At 64.7% G+C, this 21,715-nt stretch carries 15 protein-coding genes; 7 read left to right on the plus strand and 8 right to left on the minus strand.

Annotated features, from left to right (window positions below):
• The first annotated feature begins 126 nt into the window (after positions 1-126).
• On the plus strand, positions 127-2,871 hold the full coding sequence (locus tag IE158_RS01635) for a right-handed parallel beta-helix repeat-containing protein (RefSeq protein WP_189641925.1): 2,745 nt from the start codon (positions 127-129) through the stop codon (positions 2,869-2,871).
• 212 nt (positions 2,872-3,083) lie between these two features.
• Here IE158_RS01635 and IE158_RS01640 read toward each other — a convergent pair whose 3' ends face one another.
• Entirely contained in the window at positions 3,084-4,943 is a 1,860-nt protein-coding gene (locus IE158_RS01640; protein ID WP_189641926.1) for an ABC transporter substrate-binding protein, read from the minus strand.
• Positions 4,944-5,155: 212 nt separating this feature from the next.
• Here IE158_RS01640 and IE158_RS01645 point away from each other — a divergent pair, with 212 nt between their 5' ends.
• On the plus strand, positions 5,156-6,589 hold the full coding sequence (locus IE158_RS01645; RefSeq protein ID WP_189641927.1) for a CCA tRNA nucleotidyltransferase: 1,434 nt from the start codon (positions 5,156-5,158) through the stop codon (positions 6,587-6,589).
• A 208-nt stretch (positions 6,590-6,797) separates the two neighbouring features.
• On the opposite strand, the gene IE158_RS01650 is transcribed toward IE158_RS01645, so the two are convergent.
• From IE158_RS01650 to ptsG, 5 genes are all read right to left on the minus strand, one after another.
• Positions 6,798-7,832 (minus strand): SIS domain-containing protein, encoded by a 1,035-nt coding sequence (locus IE158_RS01650; RefSeq protein ID WP_189641928.1) that lies wholly within the window; start codon positions 7,830-7,832, stop codon positions 6,798-6,800.
• The gene (gene nagA, locus IE158_RS01655) at positions 7,832-9,040 is read right to left on the minus strand and encodes an N-acetylglucosamine-6-phosphate deacetylase (RefSeq protein WP_229838830.1); all 1,209 of its coding nucleotides are present in this window, start codon (positions 9,038-9,040) and stop codon (positions 7,832-7,834) included. Before nagA ends, IE158_RS01650 begins: the two co-directional genes overlap by 1 nt.
• Positions 9,037-10,854 carry a phosphoenolpyruvate--protein phosphotransferase gene (gene ptsP / locus IE158_RS01660; RefSeq protein WP_229838831.1) on the minus strand — a complete coding sequence of 606 codons (1,818 nt, stop codon included), beginning with the start codon at positions 10,852-10,854 and terminating at the stop codon, positions 9,037-9,039. Before ptsP ends, nagA begins: the two co-directional genes overlap by 4 nt.
• Entirely contained in the window at positions 10,847-11,116 is a 270-nt protein-coding gene (locus IE158_RS01665; RefSeq protein WP_189641929.1) for an HPr family phosphocarrier protein, read from the minus strand. Before IE158_RS01665 ends, ptsP begins: the two co-directional genes overlap by 8 nt.
• A gap of 208 nt (positions 11,117-11,324) precedes the next feature.
• On the minus strand, positions 11,325-13,490 hold the full coding sequence (gene ptsG, locus IE158_RS01670; RefSeq protein WP_189641930.1) for a glucose-specific PTS transporter subunit IIBC: 2,166 nt from the start codon (positions 13,488-13,490) through the stop codon (positions 11,325-11,327).
• A 551-nt stretch (positions 13,491-14,041) separates the two neighbouring features.
• Between ptsG and IE158_RS01675 the strand changes: the two genes are divergently transcribed.
• Entirely contained in the window at positions 14,042-14,533 is a 492-nt protein-coding gene (locus IE158_RS01675; RefSeq protein ID WP_189641931.1) for a hypothetical protein, read from the plus strand.
• Positions 14,534-14,963: 430 nt separating this feature from the next.
• On the plus strand, positions 14,964-15,968 hold the full coding sequence (locus IE158_RS01680) for a bile acid:sodium symporter family protein (protein WP_229838832.1): 1,005 nt from the start codon (positions 14,964-14,966) through the stop codon (positions 15,966-15,968).
• 58 nt (positions 15,969-16,026) lie between these two features.
• Here IE158_RS01680 and moaD read toward each other — a convergent pair whose 3' ends face one another.
• Positions 16,027-16,737 (minus strand): molybdopterin converting factor subunit 1, encoded by a 711-nt coding sequence (gene moaD, locus IE158_RS01685; RefSeq protein ID WP_229838833.1) that lies wholly within the window; start codon positions 16,735-16,737, stop codon positions 16,027-16,029.
• Between the two features lie 120 nt (positions 16,738-16,857).
• On the opposite strand from moaD, the gene IE158_RS01690 reads away from it, so the two are divergent.
• The 3 genes from IE158_RS01690 to IE158_RS01700 all read left to right on the plus strand — a co-directional run bounded on the left by IE158_RS01690 (position 16,858) and on the right by IE158_RS01700 (position 20,470).
• On the plus strand, positions 16,858-17,409 hold the full coding sequence (locus IE158_RS01690; protein WP_189641932.1) for a lytic transglycosylase domain-containing protein: 552 nt from the start codon (positions 16,858-16,860) through the stop codon (positions 17,407-17,409).
• Between the two features lie 98 nt (positions 17,410-17,507).
• Positions 17,508-19,751: an acyl-CoA dehydrogenase family protein gene (locus tag IE158_RS01695; protein WP_189641933.1), complete on the plus strand. Its 2,244-nt coding sequence runs from the start codon at positions 17,508-17,510 to the stop codon at positions 19,749-19,751.
• Complete coding sequence (locus IE158_RS01700) at positions 19,742-20,470, plus strand: PIG-L deacetylase family protein (RefSeq protein WP_189641934.1); 729 nt, start codon at positions 19,742-19,744, stop codon at positions 20,468-20,470. The genes IE158_RS01695 and IE158_RS01700 overlap by 10 nt, the downstream gene beginning before the upstream one ends.
• Here the strand turns inward: IE158_RS01700 and argF are convergent.
• Positions 20,434-21,516 carry an ornithine carbamoyltransferase gene (gene argF / locus IE158_RS01705; RefSeq protein WP_189641935.1) on the minus strand — a complete coding sequence of 361 codons (1,083 nt, stop codon included), beginning with the start codon at positions 21,514-21,516 and terminating at the stop codon, positions 20,434-20,436. The genes IE158_RS01700 and argF overlap by 37 nt on opposite strands.
• Positions 21,517-21,715 lie beyond the last annotated feature (199 nt).

Genomic DNA, 21,715 nt, shown 5'->3' on the forward strand with positions numbered 1-21,715 from the left:
TGACAGTGACGGTCAGGGCGCAAGTCTGAGGCGTACGGGGGGATAGATAAGGCCGCCACGAAACCCCTACGCGGCGACAAATGCAGCGTCCAGCCCCGCTAGGTCCGCTATCATGCAGGGCAACCAATGACGCAGCCCCCCTTTTCCAACTCCTCTGCCGCCGCTGGGAGCCAGGAGCCGGACCTGACTCCCCTGTCCCCTGGAACACGGGCCGGTGACTACCGCATCCTGTCCATGCTGGGGCAGGAGGGAATTCGCGGCGCTACCGTGCAGCACTACCGGGTAGAGGACGCCCGGCTGCCTCAGGATGCCGCGCAGGAACCGCTGGAACTGCGGCGCATTCTGCCCCCGCCGCCCACAGCCCTCACCGAAGCCGAGTGGCTGGCCGCCGTGCAGGCACGTGCAGACGCCGGTGAGCGCCAGGCCTTTGCGGACGCCCTGGCCGCCTGGAGCGATGCCCAGGCCAGCTACCTGGTGAGCCGCCCACGGGAAGGGCAGAGTTTGCAGCAGTATCTGGCCGCGCACCCTTCCCTGACGGCACAGGACGGCGAACTGCTGGCGCGTGGGCTGCTGGGCGTCCTGGCAGGGCTGCACAGCGCGGGGCTGCACCTGCCGGAGCTGACGCCCGCACAGGTCTGGCTGGGCCGCGACGGCAGCGTGGGCCTGCACGACCTGTGGGCGGCCCTGGGCCACGGCTCGGTGGGCGGCGACCTGCGGCGCACGGGCGAGCTGCTACGCGGCGCGGTTCAAGTTCCTGCGCCAAACACCCCACTGGCCCGGCTGCTCGACGCGCTGGGTGCTCCCGCCAGTAGTGGCCTGCCCATCTCCGCACACGCGGCCTTGCGGCTGCTGGACCGGCCTGCACCGCTCAGCGCTGTACCCGCCACCACAGCAGACGCGGCCCCGCCCTCTCCCCTTGTTTCTGCGGCAACGCAACCACTCACGCCGCAGACTACAGACCACACCCACGACCTGACCACCACAACCGAGCAGAAGGCGCCACGTCCGCTCTGGCCCTGGCTGCTGCCCGTCGCAGGGCTGCTGCTGGGCGGCATTATTTATCTGGGCTGGCCGCAGCTGAGCGAGGCGCTGCGCGAGAAGACGGCCCCGTCACCTCCATCTATGGCCTCGGCCTCCACCACAGAGCAGAGCGTGCGCACCAACGCGGCTGCGCCGCAGCCAGGCGACGCCGCCCAAGTGATGACCGTACCGGCCACACTCAACCTGCGTCCAGGCGCGGACGCCTCCGGCACGCCGCTGGCCGCCATTCCCAGCCGCACCCTGCTGCCGGTCCTGTCGCAAAAAGGAGAATGGTCCAAGGTCCGCTACGGCGAACTGACCGGCTGGGTCAGCGGGCAACACGTGCTGCCGGTGCTGAACCAGGCCGAGGTCACAGCACTTACCCAGGCTGCGGCCAAAGGGGGCCGAGTCACTCTGACGCGCGGTGTCTATCTGCTGGAAAGCCCGCTAGAACTGCGCTGGGACACCGAACTGATGGGACAGGGCCGCGAACAGACCTATCTGCTGGGCCGCCAGGGCGAGTACGTGCTGAGCTCGCGCGACGTGCGCCTGACCCTGGAGAACCTGACCGTGGCCTGGACTGGCCGGACGCCGGGCCACGCTGTACTGGTCGAGCGCGGCACCTTCACCGCGCAGGGCGTCTGGCTGACTGGCGGCGTGCCGGACAGCGCGCAGCGGGCGCGTGGCAGTGGCCTATGGCTGCGGTCCGGCGCTCAGGCGCAGATTACCGCCAGCCTCTTTTCACTCAATGCCATCGGCATCAGCGTGGAAGGCAGTCGGCTGAACCTCACGGACTCGCAGCTGGGCAACAACCGCTTTGCTGGGGCAGTCTTCAGCGCTGAAGCGGGCGGCGAGATGCAAGGCAACCTGCTGGACAGCAACGGCGAACACGGCGTCATCATCAGTGGTGGTGCCTCGCCTACCCTGACCGAAAACCACATCAAGGGCAGTGGGCAGCGTGGCCTGGACATCGGCGGCGCAGCGTCCCCCACCGTGCAGAACAACCGCATCGAAGGCGGAGAATACAGCGTCAGCATCAGTGGACAGGCGACGCCGCTGCTGAGCGGCAATACGCTAAGCGGTGCCACTGAAGGCGGGCTGTTCTACCGCGCCCAGGCTGCAGGCACCGCCGAGAACAATGCGGTCAGCGCCGTCCAAACCGGCATCCGAGTGGATGAAACGGCGGCACCCACCCTGCGCGGCAATCAGCTGTTGCAGATGCGCTCTACGGGAATCAGCTACAGCAGTTCTGCGGGAGGACAGGCCACCGAAAACGTCATTGAGGGCGCGGGTGATGGCGGCATCACACTGTCTGGGCAGGCTTCGCCGGTGCTGGAAGGCAACCGCATCCAGGGCGGTGCTCAGAGCGGCATCGTGGTGGAGGGCCAGAGTCAGGCGCAGCTGCGGCGTAACACCGTGCAGGGCCAGGCGCAGCACGGTGTGGTGGTCAAGGGTGAAGCTGCCCCAGTCCTTGAGCAAAATGCCCTGCTGGACAATGGCGGCTACGGTCTGGTCTTCAAGGAAGCGGCGGGCGGCAGCGGTGAGCGCAACCTTTGCCGCAACAACCGCGCTGGCCCAGCAAGTGTGCAGCTGCACCCGTCGGTCTTTGGGCCACTGTTTGGGCGAGATGGCTGTATGGACGGCGTCACCTGGCCTGCTCCCACTGAGCCCCAGGCACCAGCCAAGGGTCCCAGCGATGCAGAGACGCCGGCGCCGGCAGCAAGTGAGACTTCAACCAGCGCAGATCAAGCTCCAGCTGACCCTGCGCCTGTTGACCCTCCCCCTGTTAACCCTGCACCCACCGAAAGCCTTTCACCGGCTCTCCCCCCGGCACCAGCTCCAGGTCCCTGACACAGATTTCGCTTGAGGGCGTCGCTTCATCTTGAGCCTCCCTGCAGGCCACCTCGCAGCTGCAAGCCTTCAGAGCACCTCACTCTTTGCAGCGCAGCTGTGCAGGTCCAATAAAAAAGGGGTGTGCTGCGGAGAAAAGCACCCCGCAGCACACCCAGGCCACCACCACAAGCGGCGGCAGGTTGCCCCACCGCCGCCTGCCCTGCGTCAGGTCAGCTCTTGCTGATGTTCTTCCACAGCACGCCCAAGTTGAACGAGCGCATGGGGTTGTAGTTGCTTTCGCCGACGCCCTGCACGTTGTCACGCACGGCGCGAATCTGCGGGTTGGTGGGCATCATGATGAAGTACCCCTGGTCCATGGCCCGCACGGCAATCTGGCGGTACAGGTCCTTGCGCTTGGCTTCGTCGGTGACGGAGCGGGCTTCTTCGATCATGCGGTCTATTTCAGGATCGCTGATGCCGGTGCGGATGTTGTAGTACCCGTCGGTGTGGTAGAAGGTGTGCACGAAGTTGTCCGGGTCGGCGTAGTCCGGGGCCCAGGTGGCCACCGTCACGGCTTCTTTGCCGGCGCGGGCATCGGCCAGGATGTCGCTCCACTGCTTCTGGGTCAGGTTGATCTTGAACTTGGGGTTCAGTGATTCAATGTTTTGCTTGAGCATTTCCATCATGGTCTGGTGGGCCAGGTTGCCCTGACGCGAGGACGCATTGATGGTAAAGCCGTTCTCCCACACCTGTCCGCCCCAGGCCTGCTTGAAGTACTCCTCGGCGGCCTTCATGTCGAACTGCGCGGCGGGCAGGCTGGGGTCATAGCCCAAGAAGGTGTCAGGGAGCATAAAGTTGCGCGGCGTGCCCTTGCCACTTTGCACTTGATCAATAAAGGCCTGTGGGTCGAACGCAGCAATAAAGCCCTTACGCACATTGATATCGCTGAAGAAGTCGGCGGGGATGCCCTGGCCGTCCAGCTTGCCGCTGCCCAGGTTGACCGGGTCATCTACGCTCTGGTTCATGGAAATGCCGAACACATAGGTGTCGGGCAGATTGTCAATCACCTTCACGCCCGGCTTACCTGCCAGCTGCTGCTCGATAAAGGGACGGCCACCGGCCACTTCGACCACATCGGCGTCACCGTTGAGGAACGCCTGGTTGCGCGAAGCTTCTTCGGGCACCACTTGCAGCACCACGGTCTTCAGCGCTGGCTTCTCGCCCCAGTAGCCGTCAAATCGCTCCACCACAATGTTGCCCGCGTCGCGGCTCTGCAGCTTGAAGGCCCCCGTACCACTGGGCTTTTGCGACAGGGGGCTGCCTTCGAGCTCCTTGCCCACGGCGTCCTTCCAGGTGGCTTCGGTGCCGTCCCACTCGCCGATTTCCTTGGCGTGCTTGGAGTCCACGATGGACTGGCCCTGGAACGACAGCTTGGACACAAAGGCCGGGTCCACCTTGGGCAGGTTGAACACCAGCACGTTGCCGTCGCACTGCACGGCCTTGTCAATGGCTTCCCAGGTGACCAGACCATCTTCGTCGTCGTTGGCGTTGGCAGGGGTGCCCAGGAGCGACTCGCTCAGGAACCAGTTGCCGCTGGAGCTGGTATTGGTCACCAGGTTGCGCTGGAAGGAGTACTCGGCGTCGGCGCAGGTCATAGGGTTGCCCGTGTGGAACTTCACGCCTTCGCGCAGGGTGAAGCGGTACTGCTTGCCGCCATCAAGTTCTTCCCACTCGGTGGCCAGGCCGGGCGCCATCTTGTTCAGGCTGGCCCCGTCGTAGTCCACCAGGGTTTCATACATGTTCTCCACGACCTGCCCCGAGCTGGTGTCATAGGTGGTGCCGGGGTCCAGGGTCGGAATATCCGCCGACTGCTGAATAATCAGGGTGTCGGCTGCATTGGCGACTGGAGTGATGGCAGGGGCCGAGGTCGCGCCAGAAGCGTCCGTTCCCGACGCCGCAGCGGTTGATGCCGTCGTAGCTGCCGAAGTGGTGGTTCCTGAAGCCGTGGTGGTCGTGGTGGTTTCGGTCTTGCTGTCACAGGCAGCCAGCAGCAAAGTGCCGGTCAGCAGCAGGGTCAGGTTCTTGTTCATGGGGGAATCTCCTGTTTGATAGAGCCCGGCAATGACGTAAACAAATGCTGCCCTGACTGGGGCAGTTTGTGTACATTTGTATAACCGTTTTGCAAAGGCCTTGGCTATTTATACAGGCCCCTTCAGACTGTTGCAAGCGTGCCCGGGGGTCTTCAGGCCCTGGCAGAGCAGCAGCGGCCATGTTCACGGCCAGTACGCCCTTAGACTGAGGCGTGCCTTTCGACCTTCCCACACGTTCTTTTTCGGGACCTCTCTGGCCTGATTTGGCAGCGCTGGACGGACTCTGTCAGGCGCTGGATGGCTCCGGCTGCGAACTGTATCTGGTCGGCGGTGCGGTGCGGGACTGGCTGCGCGGCGTCCCCAACACGGATTTGGACCTATTGGTGCGGCACCCAGACCTGAATAGCGACGCCCTGGAAGACCTTTTGCGCCGCCAACTGGCCCCGGCCCCGGTCCTGGGGGTCGGAGAATCGTTCCGGGTCCTGAAGGTCAAGTGGGCGGGCGAGTGGCTGGACCTGGCCCTGCCCAGTCAGCCCGCCCCCGGCACAGCCCAGGGCTGGCGCAGCGATCCGCGCCTCTCGCTGGCCGCAGATCTGGGACGGCGGGACTTTACAGTCAATGCTCTCGCGCTGCGGCTGTGCCCAGGCCACGAAGAACCCGAACTGTCTGATCCTTTCGGCGGCAGGGCTGACCTGGCGGCAGGCCAGCTGCGGGCCACCGGCTCGGCAGCAGAGCGCCTGCACGAAGACCCGCTCCGGCTGCTGCGGGCAGCCCGTTTTGCGGCGCAGGGCCTGGCCCCGGACGCAGAGCTGACCGCTGCGGCGCAGGCCGCCGCACCCCGGCTGGCCCAGGTCGCCCCTGAGCGGCTGTGGCATGAGTGGCAGCGGTTGTTTGCCGCGCCGCGCAGCAGTGCTGGCCTGCGCTGGCTGGCCAGGGTCGGAGCGCTGGCGGTGATTGTCCCCGCCTGGGCTGAGGTGGAGGGCCTGGAGCAGCACAATCCGCACCACCGCGAAACGGTCTCGGACCATCTGCTGAGTGTGGTCGCAGAACTGGACCGGATGGGGGCCGCGCCGCTGACCCGGCAGGCCGGATTTTTTCATGACATCGGCAAAGGACGGACCCGCACGCTGGAGCCAGGGCCGCAGGGCCTCTGTGGGCACTTTTACGGCCACGAGAAGGTGGGCGCGGAGCTCACCCGCCAGAGCCTGCGCCAACTGCGGGCCAGTGGCCAAGATATCCGCGACCTGAGCCGCTTGGTGGAGCTGCACATGCGCCCCGGCCAGGCGGGCACCCGGGCCGCCGCCCGCCGCCTGGTCGCCGCCGCCGGAGAACTGCTGGAGCCGTTGCTGGACCTGTACGCCGCTGACCGGCTGGCCCATGTGGGCGAAGACCCCGCGCAGATTGCCGCCCGCCAAACCTTTATCCGGGCCGCCGCCGCTGATCTTCCCCGCGCTTTTTCAGAGCACAGCTTGGCCCTGAGCGGCCACGACCTGCTGGCATTGGGGCTGAAGCAAGGCGAAATCGGTGCCGTCAAGCGCTGGCTGACCGAGCAGGTGCTGGCTGGGACCACCCCCAACGAACGGGACGCCCTGGTGCAGCGCCTACAGGCGAAAGACGCCCCTGCTGACCGCCAGTCTCTGAAGTGAGGCAGAGAGCAGGTGGCAGAGTCTCCCACAGGTTACGGTTGAAGCGCCAGGATTTGCGTGACGCAAGCCGACCAACGGAAGGGACAATCATTATGGACAGCGGTCAATTCCGAAACGTTCTGCACAACGCGTTCCCTGTTTCCTTATGCCGCGCAGCATGTATAGGGCGGGGGCCCACCGAGGCCAACTTGACCCCAGCTGGGCCACTTCAGCGGGTGCGCGTCACCTTATTCAGCAATGGGGGCCGGTCCGGGTCGTTCCCGCGCTCCAGCGACAGATGGGCAGCAAACAGATAGCACGCCAGCGCCGTTGGAATGGGGTCGGTGAACGGGTGTCCACTGGCCGGCACCGTCAGGTCACTGCCCGCTGCTGGCCCCAGGGTCCGCAGGTCAGCGCCGTCGGCTTGCAGGGCGCGGTATGCCTCGGCGGTGGCCTCGGCAGCGGCGTCCTGTGAGGTCAGGCCCAGCAGTGGCACCCCTTCCGCTACCAGGCGCTTGGGGCCGTGGCTGAATTCGGCTGCCGAATAGGCTTCGGCGTGTACACCGCTCGTCTCCTTGAGCTTGAGCGCCGCTTCCAGCCCCACGCCGAAATGCAGCCCCCGTGACAGCACGATCAGGTTCTCGGCAAAGCGGTAGCGCTCCGCCAGTTCGCGGGCCTGCCCTTCTAGGCCCAGCGCCTGCTCACAGACTCCGGGCAATCGGTCCAGACTGGCCCGCAGCTCAGTGTCATCGGTCAATTCGGCCAGCAGGGGCAGCAGGGCATGCAGACTGGCCAGATAGCTCTTGGTGGCCGCCACCGCCTTCTCGGGGCCGCAGTGCAGCGGCAGCACCCACTCAGCGGCGTGGGCCAGGTCGCTGTCTTCAACATTGACCAGCGCCACGGTCACTGCGCCGTTGCGGCGGGCAGCCTGCACTGTTTCGACCACATCGGGGCTGGCCCCCGACTGCGAAATAGCGATGACCAACGCGCCGTCGAGATGGAGCTCACGGCCATACACCGTCTGCACGCTGGGGCCCACACTGCCCACGGGCAGACCCAGGGCGATTTCCAGCGCGTACTTGATAACCCGGCCCGCGTGGTCACTGCTGCCACGGGCCACAGTGACCGCGTAGGTAGGCATCCGCTCACGCAGCCGGGCCGCCAGGGCACGCGTCACAGCCGCATTCTGCTCACGCTGCCGGCGCAGCACAGCAGGGATTTCGCGGGTTTCTTGCAGCATTAGAGGTTCGGGAGGCATAGTCATTACTCTCCTTGCAGGGGGATATCTAGGGAAATAGGCGCAGGACACTGGCCGCCGATATACACGTCCAGCACGCGCAATTCTTCGTCCAACACAGCCAGGTCAGCCCGCAGTCCTACCTTCAGCTCGCCCCGGTCCGTCAGGCCCAATGACCGGGCAGGGTGGGCCGAGGCCATTCGGCTGGCTTCGGAAAGCGAAATGCCGGACGCCACAGTATTTCTAAGGGCCTGATCCATCGTGAGGACACTGCCAGCCAGGGTGCCGTCTGCCAAGGTGGCCCGGCCCTCATGCACGGTCACGGCCTGCCCCCCCAGCTCGCTTTCGCCGTCGCCCAGACCAGCGGCCCGCATAGCGTCAGTAATCAGCAGGACGCGGTCCGGGCAAGCGGCGCGGGCGAGGTGCAAACTGAGCGGATGCACATGCTGCAGGTCAAAAATGACTTCCGGGAAGACGTGTGGATGGGCCAGCAAGGCCCCCGCTGGCCCCGGCTGCCGGCCCTCGATACCACCCATCGCATTAAACAGGTGTGTCGCCGCCAGACGGCCCAGTGGAGCCAGCTCTTCCAGAAAAGCGGTGACTGTGTCGCCGTCCGCACGGGTGTGTCCTATCCCGATACGGACCCCACTCCCAGCCAGCTGCCGGGCTGCACTGGCCGCACCCGGCACCTCCGGAGCCAGTGTTACGGCACGCACACAACCCAGCGCCAACACCTCCTGTATCAGTTCAGGTGTCGGCTCCAGCGTGTGGGGCGGCTGCGCTCCCAAGCGGCCCGGACTGATAAAGGGGCCTTCCAAGTGAGCGCCCAGCACCTGCGCACCAGAGGGGGCCAAACCCTGCGCCCGCTGCTGCTCTTGCAGGTCCATCACGGCGCGGACAGCACGCAGAGCGGCCAGCACCCGGTCCCAAGGATTGGTCATGGTGGTCGGCAGCAGCGACGTGGTACCGCAGCGAGCATGCAGCCGGGCCAGCGTCTGTACCCCGGCCACCCCGTCCATCGTATCGCCGCCGCCACCGCCATGCACATGGGTATCAACAAAGCCCGGCAGGATATACCGCCGGGCCTCAGCTGCCGGTGGTTCTGGCAGCAGTTCCACCGTTTCGAGGGTGTCCCGGAAGCTCAGCCGACCGTACCGCACCCCCTGTGGCAAGACCAGCCACCCAGCCAGTCCCAGGGGGGGAACAGACCGGGCAGCGGGCAGAGGCTCGCTCACTCGCGGGCCGTCGCGGGGGCAGCCACCGCCTCACCGTAAGCCTGATGAACCAGCGCTTCCACCTCGGCGGCGGTGCCCAGCGTCAGTGCCTGAGCCGCCACCTCACGGGCCTGGCCCAGGTCCAGATTCAGCAGCTGCTCACGGCGGGACAGCAGGGCGGGGGCGCTCATGCTCAGCTCGGTCACGCCCATACCCACCAGCAGCGGCATCGCCAGGCGGTCACCGGCCATCTCACCACAGACGCCGACCCAGCGGCCATGCTTGCGGGCGCCCTCACAGGTCAGCGCAATCATTTTCAGAACGCTGGGGTTCAGCGGCTGATACAGACCCGACACCTGCTCATTCATGCGGTCAGCAGCCATCGCATAGCCGATCAGGTCGTTGCTGCCCACCGAGAAGAATTCAGCTTCCTGGGCAAATGTTTCGGCCAGCACAGCGGCGGCGGGCACTTCAATCATCATGCCCAGCGGGATGTGCTCGGCCACCGCCACGCCTTCGGTCTGCAAGCGGGCGCGCTCCTCTTCCAGCAGGCTGCGGGCCTCACGGAATTCTTCCATGGTCGCCACCATCGGAAACATAATCTTGAGGTTGCCATACACGCTGGCCCGCAGCAGTGCCCGCAGCTGCACCCGGAAAATATCTGGCCGCGCCAGACACAGCCGAATGGCCCGGAAGCCCATGAAGGGGTTTTCCTCTTCCGGTAGGTTCAGATAGGGCGCGGCCTTGTCCCCGCCGATATCCAGCGTGCGGATAATCACCGGCTTGCCAGCCATCCCCTCCAGCACCTGCCGGTAGGCCGCGAACTGCTCTTCCTCGGTGGGCAGACGGTCCTGGGCCATGTACAGAAATTCCGTGCGGTACAGGCCCACACCTTCCGCGCCGTACTCCAGGGCAATGGGGAGGTCGCCGGGACTGCCGATGTTGGCGGCCAGCTCGATGCGCTCACCATCGCGGGTGCGGCCCTCAGTGCCCACCAGCGCCAGCAGTCGTTCGCGGCGCTCGGCGTACACCTGGGCGCGGGTCTGGGCTTCGGCCAGGGCACTTTCACCGGGCTCCACCAGCACGCGGCCCAGTTCACCGTCCACGATGAGGGGAGTGCCACTGGCCAGCGTGAGCGCCGCTTCGCCGGCACCCACCACCGCCGGGAGTCCCAGCCCCCGCGCCATGATGGCCGAGTGGCTGGTGCGCCCGCCTACTGCCGTGACAATCCCGCGCACCAGACTGCGGTCCAGAGCCGCCGTGTCGCTCGGCGTTAGGTCATGCGCCACCAGCACCGCTGGCTCCCGCAAGTCGCCCAGCGAAGTCAGCGGACGCCCTAGTAGGTGCGCCAGAACGCGGTTGCGTACATCGCGCAGGTCAGCGGCCCGCTCGCGCATGTATTCGTCTTCCATCGTCTCGAAGACCGCGATAAAGGTATCTGATACCTGGCTCAGGGCCGTTTCGGCGCTTTGCCCCTGCTGAAGACCAGCCTCGACCTGCTCCAGCAGTTCGGGGTCGTCCAGCATCAGCAGGTGTGCGTCAAAGATTTCGGCGTGCTCCTCACCCAGCTTCTGGGCGGTGCGGCCACGCAGGTCACCCAGCTCGGCGCGGCTCTTGGCCAGGGCGTCTGCAAAGCGCTGGCTCTGCTCAGCAGCGTCCGCGCCTGCGGTCTGCGCTTCAAAAGTGAGGTCCGGGGGACGCAGCACAAAAGCTGGCCCAATCCCCAGCCCCGGAGAAGCGGCAATCCCTGTCAGGCGGCGGGCCACGTCCAGCGCAGTCGCCTCCTGAGCAGGGCTACGGGTAATGGCCTGCTCGTTGGAAAGTGGCTCAGGCACGCTGCGCCAGGCCCTGGTCCACGAGCGCTTGCCCCACGGTGTCCAGAGCCTGCTGGGCGTCGTCACCTTCGGCACGCAGGGCAAATGCACTGCCTTTGGTCAGGCCCATGCTCAGCACACTCATCAGGCTCTTGAGGTTCACGGCTTTTTCACCGGCCACCAGCTTAAGGTCAGCCGCAAAGGGCGTAGCCGCCTTCACCACTGCCGAAGCGGGGCGGGCGTGCAGGCCGTGCTCGTCGGTCACGATAAAGTTCTGTTCCATGCGCCGAGCATAGCGCAGGGCTGGCAGGAGCTCTAGGACACCCTGTATACCCTTTCTATAGAAACGGCAGCTGCAAAATGCGCCTCTGCCCTTCTATGGAAAGGGCGCCCAACGCATGCAGGCACCTGGCCTGACAGTGCTCAGCCACCCTTCAGACGAAAACCGGCCCCCAGGGAGGAGAGCCGGTCCAGGTAGAGAAGCCAGAAGGTTAGTGGATGCGGACGCGTCCCTCGCCGTCCAGCTCTACGCGTTGGCTGTCATCCAGGTTGGTGAACAGCACCGGCGTCACCAGGCTGGGCACACGGCTGCGGATGGCGTTCAGATCAGCGCGCAGCAGGGTTTGACCTGCCGTCACGCGGTCACCTTGCTTGACCAGCGGCACGAAGCCCTCGCCCTGCAAGTTCACGGTATCAACGCCCACGTGAACCAGCACTTCGAGGCCATTGTCGGCCCGCAGGCCGATAGCGTGATGGGTGGGGAACAGCGTGACCACTTCGCCGGTCACAGGACTCCGCACTTCGCCGCTGTCAGGCTCAATAGCAAAGCCCTGACCCATCATGCCGCTGCTGAACACTTCGTCAGGCACGGCGCTCAGGGGCACCATGCGGCCACTCAGGGGCATCACCCAGTCGCTGGGCAGGCCAGGAAGAGAGGCGCTGACTGGGTCCTGGGTAGGCACCAGCCGAGGCGCAGCAACAGGCTGGGATACGGCTTGTTGGGGTACAGCTGGCTGCGGGACAACAGCGGCAGGCGTGGCCGTGACAGGGGCGCTCATGGGAGCAGCCACTGGGGCCGCAGTGTAGCCGCCCTCGGCAATCACTTGCTGCATGGTTTCCTTGATGCGGTCTGAGCGGGTGCCATACACCGCCTGCACCGAGTTGCCCATTTCCAGCACACCGGCAGCGCCGAGCTGCTGCAAGCGGGCCTTGCTCACCTGTGATTTGTCATTGACCGTCACGCGCAGCCGGGTGATGCAGGCGTCCAAGTTCTGAATGTTGTTCGGGCCGCCAAAAGCACGCAGAATTTCTACCGCTTCCTCGCGCTCGCCCGACGGAACCACAGCGGGGCCAGCAGCCACGGCTTCTGCCTCTTCGACCTCGCGGCCAGGGGTTGCCAGATTCATCTTGCGAATCAGGAAGCGGAAAACGGTGTAATAGATGGCAGCAAAGGCCAGACCGAACAGCGGCACCAAGATGGCGTTGGTGCTCTTGGGCCACAGCAGCATGTAATCAATAAAGCCACCCGAGAAGGTAAATCCGGCGTGAACATTGAACATGTGCATCAGCATGAAGCTCAGACCGGTCATGGCTGCGTGGAACACATACAGCACCGGAGCCACAAACATAAATGCGAACTCGATGGGTTCGGTAATCCCGGTCAGGAACGAGGTCAGCGCTGCCGAAACCATGATGCCGCCCACGGCTGCCTTGCGCTCTGGGCGAGCTTCTTGATAGATGGCGAGCGCAGCAGCGGGCAAAGCGTAGCCCATGATGGGGAAGAAGCCGGTCATGAAAGTGCCAGCAGAGCGGTCCCCGGCCAGGTAGCGCGTCATGTCCCCGTGAACAATCTCGCCGGTGGCCGGGTTGGTGTACTCACCCGCGATGAACCAGAACGGCTGATACCAGATGTGGTGCAGCCCGAAAGGAATCAGCAAACGGTTGATGAACCCGAACAGGCCAGCAGCCAGCGTGGGCTGCTCATTGACAGCAAAGTTGGAAAAGGCATTCAGCGCCTGCTGCACGGGCGGCCACAGAAAGGTCAGCGCAATGCCCAGGAAGATGGCCGAGGCCGCCGTCACAATCGGCACAAAGCGGCGACCTGCAAAAAAGCCCAGCCACTGCGGCAACCGGATGTCCTTGTAGCGGTTGTACAGCCACGCCGCCAGAATGCCCATGATGATGCCGCCGAACACGCCGGTTTGCAGGGTGGGAATACCCAGCACGTTGGCGTATCCGCCGGGCTGGTTTTCCTTGGCTGCTGCAAACGCTTCGGCGTCGCCCAGGCCCAACCAGGCACTCATGGTGGAATTCATCACCAAGAAGCCCACCAGTGCGGCCAGCGCGGCCACACCCGCGCCACCACTGAGGCCCACGGCCACACCCATCGCAAAGATGATAGGCAGATTGCCGAAAATGACGTCGGACGCGCCGACCATCAGCTTGCCTACGAAGTGCAGCCATTCAGGAATAGAGTCGTACCAGGTATACGATTTGTCGTTGAGGGCTGCGCCGAGGCCCAGCAAAATACCCGCCGCCGGCAAAACGGCTACCGGAAGCATCAGGGCCTTGCCGATTTCCTGTAAGCGGCTAAAGGCGCTCTGGCGCGGCTGAGGAGGGGGCGGTGCAGCTGTGAGCTGCGGAGAAGATTGGGTCATTACAGATTCCTTTCAGAGCTGAGGACACGGAGGGGACCGGTCAGCTCGGCAGAAGTAAAAAAGACTGGTGCCTGCAATTATGCCCGGAAAATCGGGGGAGTGGAGCTTGACTGCCAAAAGCGGTACCAGCAGTCTCTACAGCGACCATGACCCGCTGCATGACCCCAGCAATCCGGCCAAACAACGACCATTCCTAAACCCAGCCAGCAACACACTCTTTTTGCCGTTTTACAGACGCTCTACAGTGCTCCAAAACAACAGGCAAGTCCGGTTCCAACGCACCTCCCATAGTGTCTACGAGGGATTTTGGGGACGTATCCGGTGACGGGGCCAGTAAAGGCCCACCACACTCGGCAAACTCACTTTGCCGAAAACATGAAGGTTGTGTCAAGAAAATGTCAGCCAGGCCGCTTTCGTCTTGCGCCGTATTGGGCACAAGTGATTGCTGATTGAATAGTTTTTTGAAAATTGCCCTCGCACATGCTACGCTTGGAGATCGGGCCACATTTTTTCTCATGTTGCTCAGAGAACCAAGCAGCAAGATATGCGCCATGAAGAAGATTGTTCTGATGATGATGGCCAGCACGGCCCTGATGGCCTGCGCTCCGACCGACACCAAGACCACTACCTCGACCACGACCACCGTGGCTAGCGACACCACCACCGAAGTCGCCAGTGAAACCACCACCACTGAAGTGGCCAGCGACACCACGACCACTGTGGCCAGCGACGCCACCGTCAGCGGCACCATGGCCAACGACGACAACGCCAATGTGGCTGACGAAGTTGACATGGCTGCTGGCGACGGCATCGAAGGCACCGTGGAGAGCTGGGACGCCACTGGCCGCACCTTCACCATGATGGAAGGTGACAAAAGCTACACCGTCGTCGTGACCGACGCCACCCAGTACATGGACGGCGAGCAGGCCTGGGACGTAGACGGCTTTTACGGTGAAGACCGCATGGGCCAAGAAATCGCTGTAGAAGGCGAAGTGGACAGCGCCACCAACACCATCACCGCTACCAAGATCACCCGCTACTAAGCGGCAGCTAGATTGGTTGCTGGCCCTCCGGGAAATCGGGGGGCATTTTTTTGGCTTGCAGGACCCTAAAGCCGTTCTAGGCTGCTCAGATTTGCAAGGTCACACAGAGTGATGAAGGGGAAAACCCTTGCGTCACTCTGTGTTCCGTCATGCCTGACATTTTGACTGGCTTTGACCGCGGGCAAGATGTGCCTCTTTTCGTCAACTGTCCAGCCTCTTCTCTTGACGTCACCAAAGTATTGGAGGCGGCGTAGCCGGTACGCCTTCAATGCTGCATAATGGGCACACCACCACAGTTCACTTTTTTGGCAGCCCTCTGCATTAAATGCTGCGATTTTTAGCCGAAATGGCGGCAACCCTCAACCCCAAGCCACCGTCCACGGGCCTCCAGTTTATTGCTGCACCCACCTCACCTTCCGGAGGAGAATCTATGACCGCACCTGAAGTCTTATCAGCACCTGGCCGCGCCGAACGCTTGGCAGTCACCTTATTTCCGCTGCTGGTCATCATCGGAGGACTGGTAGGATATCTGCAATCAGACACATTCAAGCCGCTGGGAACAGTCATTCCCTGGGGTCTGGGCCTGATCATGTTCTTTATGGGAGCCACGCTCACGGCACCGGACTTTGCGCGAATCGCTCGCCGGCCCCTGGTCATGGCAGGCGGAGTGGCGGCGCAGTACATCATCATGCCCCTGCTCGGCTGGGCCGTGGCCCGCGCCCTCAACCTCCCGCCCGAGCTGGCGGCTGGAGTTATTTTGCTGGGCTGCGTTCCCGGCGGCACCGCGTCCAACGTAGTGACCTATCTGGCACGCGGTGATGTGGCCCTGTCGGTTTCGCTGACCACAGCGTCTACCCTGCTTGCGCCTATCATGACCCCTCTGCTGACGCTCTGGCTGATGGGCGAAGCCACCGAAGTCGGCTTTGCCACGCTGATGTTGTCTATCGTCAAGACCGTACTATTGCCGGTCATTCTGGGTGTGGTCACACGGACCTTCTTTGCACGGGGCATGGAGGCGGTGCAGCCCCTGCTGCCCTGGCTAACCACGGCTACCATCGGTCTGATTGTGGCGGTCATCGTGGCAGGTTCAGCAGAGCGGCTGGCGACTGCTGGCCTGCTGGTTCTGGTTGCAGTGGTGCTGCACAACGGCCTGGGCCTGTTGCTGGGCTATCTGGTCGGGCGGATGATGGGGCTCAGTGTCGCTGCGCAGCGCACCATGGCCATTGAGGTCGGCATGCAGAACTCGGGCCTGGCCGCTTCGCTCTCTACGCTTCACTTCTCGCCTCTCGCCGCCCTGCCTGCTGCTGTGGCCGCCGTGTGGCACAACCTCTCAGGGGCCATGCTGGCTGCCTACTTTGCGCGCCAGCCACTACCCGAAGAACCCCGTACTGGAGAGCACGGAGAGACGGTGCCCGCCACGCCACCACTCAGTTAGAGATAGAGATTTACCCTACCCTACTCGCCGCCCGGCACGGTCCCTGACAGCCTTCCGCTCAGAGGGTCTGTGCCGGGCGGACCCCTTCGACCCAACGCTGACCATCTTCCAACTCTTCCAGTTTCCAGACTGGAATCACGGCCTTGACATGCTCAATCAGCCAGTCCACGGCTTCCAGGGCAGCGCGGCGGTGAGGACTGCCCACGCCAATCACGATGCTGGCCTCGGCGGGATGCAGGCGGCCCGTGCGGTGGGCCAGATACACGGCCAAGTCGCCGTCTTCGCCGCCAAAGCGTTCGCGTGCCTGTGCCGCCACATCGCGAAGCACCCGCTCAGCCATGCTGACGTAAGCTTCGTATTCAATCAGCGTGACTGTCTGGCCCCGGTTGGGCGAGCGCACTGTCCCGACAAAATAACTTTGTGCGCCGTAACGGGGGCGCACCAGAAACTGCTCGGCGGCCTGCAAACTCAGGGGGTCGGCAGTCACCTGTGCGGAGGTCAGCTCTCCGGCCTGCTCGCCCGATCCACCGGCTACCGGCGGCAAAAAGGCCACTTCATCTCCTGCTTGGAGGGGCGTGTCCGGCGTAGCGTAGCTCTCATTCACAGCGGCCATGCAGCCGCTCAAATCCAGACCGCGTCCCTCCAACTGCTGGGCCAGGTCACGCACGGTAGACCCAGCAGGCACTTGCACGCTGAATTCCGGCTGCGGCACTTGGCGGCTGAGGTGGGCAAACAGCAGCACCTGGACGGTCAGTGGCGTGGAAGTCATGGCAGCCATTGTAGGGGCGGCGGGGGTCCCCGCCTGTAACTCCCGTCTGCCCAAAGCCCTCTTTATGGGACCGCTCTGCCTGTGACAGAGTGGTGCCACCCCCCACTTTATAAAGGGTGCATGAAGTGGATGGTTCGACTGATGGCTGCGGGGCTGGTGACACTAGGCGCAGCGCAGGCCCAAACCGTGGCCGCACCCGCACAACTGGCTCCGGTGCAGCGTGGCTGGAACTCCTGCGCTCCACATGAACGCGGGCAACTGACCTACAGCGCTGGCCGCCGGCAGATTCTGATTCCGCAGGAATACTCGGTCTGGCTGCGGCAATACGCCCAGGCTGAAGGCGTCCCTGAAGCCCTGCTGTTCTCGCTGGTCTGGCATGAGTCGGGCTTCTGTCAAAATGCCGTCTCGTACGCTGGTGCCATTGGCCTGGGGCAACTGATGCCAGCTACAGCCCAGGGCCTGGGCGTCAATCCCTACAACGCCCAGCAAAATCTCTGGGGCACTGCCCGCTATCTGCGCCAGCAGTACCAGCGGTTTGGACGCACCGAACTGGCGCTGGCCGCTTACAACGCCGGTCCTGGCCGGGTGGCCTCCTGCAACTGTGTGCCCAACATCACCGAGACCCGCAACTACGTGAGCAATATCGTGCGGATGTACCGCTCCTTCGGCTAAGCCCCGGCCCCACTCCTCCCTTGACCTTCTCTTGAGCCAAGTGCCGGCCCCAGCGGCATTTCATCCGCCTGCAAGCGGGGTGGAGCATGGTAGGAAGGGTGAATAGACCTTCTTCTCCTTTTGCCTCTTTCTGGATGGGCGGATTCGAGTGCAGCACCCACCGGCTGCGCTCCGGGCGGCGGGTAGACGTGATTGACGCCTCCGCCCATGACCGCCTGGCGGCGACCGACTACGCCGCCGTGCAGAGTCTGGGCCTGAGTACTGTGCGCGACGGCCTGCGCTGGCCGCTGATTGAGCGGCGGCCCGGCGAATACGACTTCAGTTCAGCAGAGGCGCAAGTGCGGGCGGCCCAGGCGAGCGGCGTACAGGTGATCTGGGACCTGATGCACTACGGCTACCCGGACTTTCTGGACCCGTACTCGCCAGACTTTGCCCCGGCCTTCGCGGCCTATGCGCGGGCAGCGGGCCAGTTCCTGGCGCAGCATACGGTGGGGCCGCTATGGGTCTGCCCGGTCAATGAGATTTCCTTTTTCGCCTGGGCCGGTGGGCAGGTGGGCGACTTCGCCCCGTTCGCGCACGGGCGTGGGCACGAGCTCAAGCGCTGCCTGGCTGGCGCGGCCATTGCCGCCACGCGGGCGCTGCGTGAGGCGCTGCCTGAAGTGCGCTTCCTGCTGGCCGAACCGCTGATTGCCGTACACCGCCACCCTGAGCGCCCGCAGGAGTGGGCCGACGCCGATGGCTTCCACGCTTCGCAGTTCGAGGCGCTGGACATGCTGCTGGGCCGCTTGTACCCAGAACTGGGCGGCTCGCCAGACCTGGTGGACGTGCTGGGGCTGAACTACTATCCCGTCAACCAGTGGATGCACCACCCGCAGCATGAGCGGCGGCGGGTGCTGGAGCCAGCGGACCCGGAATACCGGCCACTGCGTGAGCTGCTGGCCCAGGTGTATGGGCACTACAGCCTGCCGCTGATGCTGGCCGAAACCGGCACCGAGAGTGCGGCGCGGCCTGCCTGGCTGCGCTGGGTTGCGCATGAGGCCCTGGGGGCCAGAGCGCAGGGCGTGCCGCTGCTGGGGGTGTGCCTCTATCCGGTCCTGAACCACCCCGGCTGGGTAGATGACCGCCACTGCCACAACGGCCTGCTGGACTACAGCGGCCCCGCCGCGCAGGGGTCACGCTCGCCCGAAGCTGCGCTGGCCGCTGCGCTTCAGGAGGTGCAAGCCTGGGAACGCGGTTCGCTGCCCGCGCAGTCTCCACCGCCGCCCAGCGAACCCTTGCCACTCGGTGCTGTGCTGGACCGAGTGGCCCAGGCCGCCCCCACCCTGCTGGCCGAAGCGCCGCTGCGCCACGCTGACGGAGCATTTCCTGCTGAGTCGTTCGCAGCGCTGCACCAATGCGGCCTGCTGCGGGCCAGCTTGCCGGGCGGCCTGGGCTACGGCCTGCGCGGGCCGGACTTGCTGCCGCTGCTGCGCGCCGTGGGCCGATTGAGCTTGCCGGTGGCGCGGCTATACGAAGGTCACCTCAACGCCCTGGGGCTGATAGAACGCTACGGCACCACCGAGCAACTGGTCGCCGCTTCGGCCAGTTGCGAAGTACTCGGCGTGTGGAACACCGAAGAGGGTCCGGGGCTGCGGGCGCAGCGCACCCCGGCGGGCTGGCTGCTGGAAGGCAACAAGACCTTTACTTCTGGCGCAGAGTTTGTCCGGCCTCTGCTGCCCGCCGAGGTGGAGGGCGAAGGCCGCGTGATGTTGCTGGCCCCAGCGCCGCTGCCTGCAGAACGCTTTGACCACAGCTTCTGGCAGCCGCTGGGGATGCGGGCCAGCGTGAGTGCGCGGGCCGAGCTAAGCGGCCTGACCCTGCCGCTGACCAGCCAAATCGGTGCAGCAGGCGACTACTACCGGCAGCCAGAGTTCAGCGGCGGGGCGCTGCGGTTCCTGGCCGCTCAGCTGGGCGGTGCCGAAGCGGTGCTGGCCTCGGCCCACGCAGTGCTGGGCCACCTGGGCCGCGCCGAGGATGACGTGCAGCGCCTGCGCTTTGCCGAAGCTGCCGCCGGGGTTGAAGCCGCCTGGCAAACGGTGCTGGAGGGTGGAAGGCGGCTGGCCTGGCGCGGGGAAGAAGCACTGGAGTACGTGGCCCTGTGCCGGGTGGTGACGGAAGACGCCTGTTTGCAGGCGTGCGAGGCCGCTGAGCGGGCAGTAGGAGCACGCGGCCTGCTGGCCCCCCACGACCCGGAGCGGCTGATCCGTGACCTGCGCCACTACCTGCGCCAGCCGGCCCCCGACGCGGCCCGCTTGCAGGTGGGCACAGCGACACTGGCAGAAGGGTTCGGCGGATGGAGCTGAGCAGCTGGCACGCAGCTTCCAGCGAGCTGGACGTGGCCCGCCTGCCCGGCCCCGTCTGGGTGGTGGCTCCCCATCCGGACGACGAAGCGCTGGGCTGCGGTGCCCTTATCGCCGCTCTAAGCGACCTGGGCACCGAGGTCTGGGCGCTGCTGCTCACCGACGGCGGGTTCTCGCATCCCGGTTCACGCGCATATCCCCGTGAGCGGCTGGCAGTGGCCCGGCTGGCCGAGTGGCGCGCAGGGCTGGCAGCGTTGGGCGTACCGGCGGAGCGGACACACGCTCTGGGCTTCCCGGACGGAGCGCTGGCCGCTGTCCCCCCTGCCGAGATCACTCAAGCCGTGCGCCGGGCCTTTGCGGCAGCTCCGCCTGCACTGGTGCTGCTGCCCTGGCGGCGCGACCCTCATCCTGACCACCGCGCGGCCTGGAATCCTGTCCTGGCTACCACTGCTGCGCCCGTCCTGGGCTACTCGGTGTGGCTGACCGAGCGCGGCGCAGAAGCAGACTGGCCAGCCCCTACCGAAGCTGCGGCCCTACATTTTCCTACCAGGCCATACACCACCCGCAAAGCTGCCGCCATCGCGGCCCACGCCACGCAGCTGGGCGCGGTAACCGATGACCCTAGCGGGTTTACTCTGGCCCCGGAGATGGTCGGGCGCGCCGTGGCGGGGCCAGAACTTTATTTTCAGCCTGCTGGCACTCGTACCCTGAAGCTGTCCTGAGGGGCGTCCAGCCTCACCTGTGGCTCCGGGCAGAGGGTCGCCACCAGCAGCGCCTTGATGGTGTGCAGCCGGTTTTCTGACTGGTCGAACACAATACTGGCGGGCGACTCGAACACCTCGTCGGTCACTTCCAGGCCGCTTGACAGGTGTGGGTGCTGGCGCATCAGCTCGGCCCCCAAGCGGGTTTCGGCGTTGTGAAAAGCAGGGAGGCAGTGCATGAATTTCACATCTGGGTTCTGCGCGGCAGCCATCACCGCTGCGTTCACCTGATAGGGCAGCAACTCGCCAATCCGCTCGCCCCAGGTGTCCACCGGCTCCCCCATGCTGACCCACACGTCAGTATGGATAAAGTCGGCGCCCTGCACCGCTTCTTGCACGTTCTCCGTCAGGGTCAGGCGAGCACCACTCTGGGCTGCGAACTCGCGGCAGCGGGCCACGTGGTCTTCTTCGGGCCAGAGGTGCTGCGGCGCGGCAATCCGCACATCCATCCCCAGTTTGGCCCCCAGGAGCAGCAGCGAGTTGCCCATGTTGTTGCGGGCGTCGCCCAGGTAGGCGTAGGCGATATCGCTCGCCGGGCCGGGCTTGTGTTCCAGCATGGTCAGCAGGTCCGCGAGCATCTGGGTGGGATGAAAGTCGTCGGTCAGCGCGTTGTAGACCGGCACGCCAGCGTGGTCGGCCAGCTCCTGCACCGTGCGCTGGAGCCTGCCCCGGTACATAACCGCGTCATACATCCGCCCCAAGACTCGGGCCGTATCTTTATTTGACTCCTTGCTGTAAATATGCGAACCCCGGCTGTCCAGATACACGGCGTAGCCGCCCTGGTCCAACATGCCCAGCTCAAAAGCGCTGCGGGTGCGGGTCGAGCCTTTCTCAAAAATCATCGCCAGGCTCCGGCCCAACAGATTGGGATATTCCTGTCGGTCACGGCGCGCACCCTTGAGTTCAGCAGCCAGGCCCACCAGAGCCAGAATGTCCTGAGCACTCCACTCCAGCAAGCTGAGCAGGTGGCGTCCATAAAGAGAAGAGGCCGTTGCCGTATCCGTCATTGCAAGATTATACAGACATACGCCACAAAGGCAACCACCGCATAGGGCAGTCTCTAGCAGCAAAGCGATGATTGACAAGCCGGGGCCAGGGAGCATAAGCTACCGCCACAGATGTATATCTCCTCGCACCATCACACCAGTTAGCCACGCCCCGAAAGTGGGAAGGTGGCAACTTGATGGTGCCTTCCTCCTTTACCAG

The sequence above is a fragment of the Deinococcus piscis genome (assembly GCF_014653275.1).
Taxonomy (GTDB): domain Bacteria; phylum Deinococcota; class Deinococci; order Deinococcales; family Deinococcaceae; genus Deinococcus; species Deinococcus piscis.

Bases quoted from the DNA above. Each gene is read 5' to 3' on its own strand.
- IE158_RS01680 (WP_229838832.1), top strand. From the start codon at position 14,964: ATGACCGCACCTGAAGTCTTATCAGCACCTGGCCGCGCCGAACGCTTG.
- IE158_RS01675 (WP_189641931.1), top strand. From the start codon at position 14,042: ATGAAGAAGATTGTTCTGATGATGATGGCCAGCACGGCCCTGATGGCC.
- IE158_RS01690 (WP_189641932.1), top strand. From the start codon at position 16,858: ATGAAGTGGATGGTTCGACTGATGGCTGCGGGGCTGGTGACACTAGGC.
- IE158_RS01665 (WP_189641929.1), bottom strand. From the start codon at position 11,116: ATGGAACAGAACTTTATCGTGACCGACGAGCACGGCCTGCACGCCCGC.
- moaD (WP_229838833.1), bottom strand. From the start codon at position 16,737: ATGACTTCCACGCCACTGACCGTCCAGGTGCTGCTGTTTGCCCACCTC.
- argF (WP_189641935.1), bottom strand. From the start codon at position 21,516: ATGACGGATACGGCAACGGCCTCTTCTCTTTATGGACGCCACCTGCTC.
- IE158_RS01700 (WP_189641934.1), top strand. From the start codon at position 19,742: ATGGAGCTGAGCAGCTGGCACGCAGCTTCCAGCGAGCTGGACGTGGCC.
- IE158_RS01635 (WP_189641925.1), top strand. From the start codon at position 127: ATGACGCAGCCCCCCTTTTCCAACTCCTCTGCCGCCGCTGGGAGCCAG.
- IE158_RS01650 (WP_189641928.1), bottom strand. From the start codon at position 7,832: ATGACTATGCCTCCCGAACCTCTAATGCTGCAAGAAACCCGCGAAATC.
- ptsG (WP_189641930.1), bottom strand. From the start codon at position 13,490: ATGACCCAATCTTCTCCGCAGCTCACAGCTGCACCGCCCCCTCCTCAG.
- IE158_RS01640 (WP_189641926.1), bottom strand. From the start codon at position 4,943: ATGAACAAGAACCTGACCCTGCTGCTGACCGGCACTTTGCTGCTGGCT.